This window comes from Pontibacterium sp. (assembly GCF_041587635.1).
GTDB lineage: Bacteria > Pseudomonadota > Gammaproteobacteria > Pseudomonadales > Balneatricaceae > Pontibacterium.
Window position 1 is genome coordinate 1 of sequence record NZ_JBFGYC010000539.1, and the last position, 2,763, is coordinate 2,763.

The 2,763-nt window shown below is 48.3% G+C and carries 2 protein-coding genes; both read left to right on the forward strand.

The genetic code is table 11. The features are described from left to right. Positions 1-1,341 (forward strand): flagellar basal body rod C-terminal domain-containing protein (locus ABYW01_RS18675; protein WP_372835784.1); only part of this gene is annotated, 1,341 nt, incomplete at its 5' end. A gap of 13 nt (positions 1,342-1,354) precedes the next feature. Beyond that, positions 1,355-2,763: flagellar hook-associated protein FlgL (gene flgL, locus ABYW01_RS18680; RefSeq protein WP_372835786.1), on the forward strand; the 1,409-nt coding region annotated here is incomplete at its 3' end.

A 2,763-nucleotide genomic window follows, 5' to 3' on the forward strand; every position in this document is an offset into this window, starting at 1 on the left:
GTTATAGGGCGAAGCTCAAACACCTTAACTCAGGTTACCGGTGATCCAGATACGAGCAAGCATAACGTAGCCCTAGTCGTGGCCGGTAATAAAGTGGATATCACCGACAGGATTTCGGGAGGCAAAATTGGAGGTCTCTTAGAATATAGAGATCAAGTTTTGGATCCTGCGATCAATGAGCTTGGGCGAATCGCTTTGGCCTTGGCTGATACCATGAATAGCCAGCACCAAAAAGGGATGGATCTGGACGGGAACCTGGGTGGGTTGCTATTCAATGATATCAACGATAGCGCAGCCATCACCAGTCGCTTGTCTGCTAACAGTCAAAATACATCGATTGTCAGTTCTGCGTTTGTTCAAATTGACGATGTCTCGCTGCTAAAGGCGAGTGATTATGAAATTTCGTTCGGGTCAGCAAATACTTTAACGGTTGAGCGCTTGAGTGACGGTAAGACATTTAGCTTGTCCGGTATGCAAGAAGTTGGCACGCCAGCTGAATTGTCAGGGATGGACAATGCTTACTATGCTGATTTCAGCCAGGGTGTGGTGAATGTGGCGTTAGATGGAATGGAAATTAGCATCGATGTGAAAGGTCGGTTTGTGACTGGCGATCGGTTCCTTGTGCAGCCAACACGTTTGGCCGGAGCCGAATTTGATACGGTATTGACTGATGGGCGCCAATTAGCGCTTGCCTCGCCTGTTCGAATCACCGAGTCTGCCGATAATGTTGGTACAGGTGTTGCCGAAGTCAATATTACAGATGTCTCTGCAAATACATTCCAGCGGCAAGAACGTGCAATGTCGCCGCCGGTAGAAATCGTGTTCAGTGGTAAAGAGCCAACAACATTTACGGTTTATGATATAAGCGTCCCAGATCTTCCGGTTGTGTTTGAGGCAGATGATACCGGGCCGATGGTGGATCAAACCTTTGTTGCAGGTGAACCCATTGAATTGGATGGTTACGAAATTATCATTCGGAACCAGCCCGTGGCGGGCGATCGTTTCTCATTCAGCTATAACACTGATGGGGTATCCGACAACCGAAATGCTCTGCATATGTCCAACCTGCAACTAGATGACACAATCGAGGGGGGCTCATATCAGGATATTTATGGTCGCCTTATCGAGAGAGTGGGTACTGAAACCAGTGTATCGGTGATTAACAGGGATGCATCTCAAGCAGTATTAACCTCCTCACAAGAGAGTAAAGCCGCATTGGTCGGCGTGAATTTGGATGAAGAGGCTGCAAAATTGATCCAGTTTCAGCAAGCTTATCAAGCATCTGCACAGTTGATCCGCGCGTCACAAACGTTGTTTGACTCGCTGTTGAACGCAATTTAAAGGGGTTATCTCCATGCGTATTTCCACCCGACAGGCATTCTTGAGTTCTGTATCTAATATGCAGAATTCCCAGTCACGTTTAGCCGACCTGCAAAATCAGATTTCTACAGGTAAAAAGTTAAATAAGCCTTCAGATGATCCTGTGGCCGCGGCGCAGGTTGTTAAATTGAATCGCGAGCTTGCGCAGACTGAGAAGTATCAGGACAACATCGATGTTTCTCAGCGGCGTTTGGAGCTGGAAGAGACGGTACTTGAAAGCCTTAATGACGCGGCAATTCGTATACGAGAGCTGACGACACAGGCCGGTAACGGCACCTTAAGTGATGCGGACCGCAAGGGGATAGCCACAGAGATTCGTGGGCTGGTGTCATACAGTGCAGGCTTGATGAATACTCAAGATGCTCAGGGGGAATATCTGTTTGCGGGTAGTAAAGGCTTTGATCGCCCCTATCAGCAGGATGGTGAGGGGAATTATCGCTATGAGGGAGATGATGGGCAACGCTTAATTCAGGTAGCCCCGGAGCTGTTTGTGCCGTCCGGTGATTCTGGCCAATATTTATTTGAAGCGGCCAGTGATACGGTCGAACTAAATTTCCTGCCCGCGACACCGTCCTACATCAGTGGGCTAGAGATTGTGGATGAAGATGTTTATACCGACTTCTCCCGTGGGAAAGGGGATCTTCAGATTGAAGTGGTTTTAGACCCTGATAGCCCTACGCCGAGCTATCAGTACCAAATTAAGGATAGCGGCGGCACGTTAGTTGAGGGGCCTCATGCATTACTGGATATTGCCAATGGTGAGACCGTTGAAGTTCAAGGTTTGAAATTCACTGTAAATCAGCCTGCTGAATCCGCTTTTGTTCTGGAACCTGAAGTGTCTGGTGTCAAGGGCGTCTCCGTTGTGCAGCCCAATGTAGCCAATGCTCTGCAGACGTCAGTCGGCGATATCACTATTACTTTTGACAATACTGGTGCCGTAAATCAATACAGTCTGACCGATAGTGAAGGGAACCCCATCGCTATTGATGGTTCGTCTGGGCCCTTTGATTATGAGTCAGGTCAAGACCTCATAGTGGGGGGGTATCGCCTTGAATTGGGTTCTCCAAATACTGATGATTCATTCACTTTTGGTGTGCCGCTGTCTCCGATATCACCTGTCACTAAGGTTCAGGTAACCGAAATCAATGAATATGCCGCTGCTGCCAATGCAAATGCTCAATTGGAGATACAGTTTACCAGTGAAAGTACCTACGACTTAGTGTATGCGACGGGTACAGTGAGTGGTTTAAGCTTTGATACGTCGGATACCTTGATCCTCGCGGCCCCTTTGGGCAACAGCTTGGGGGTTACTATGACCGTAGATAACCCCAAAGCAGGCGATGTGGTCACGCTGGATCTCTCGGGTGGGGTAAATACCGAAAC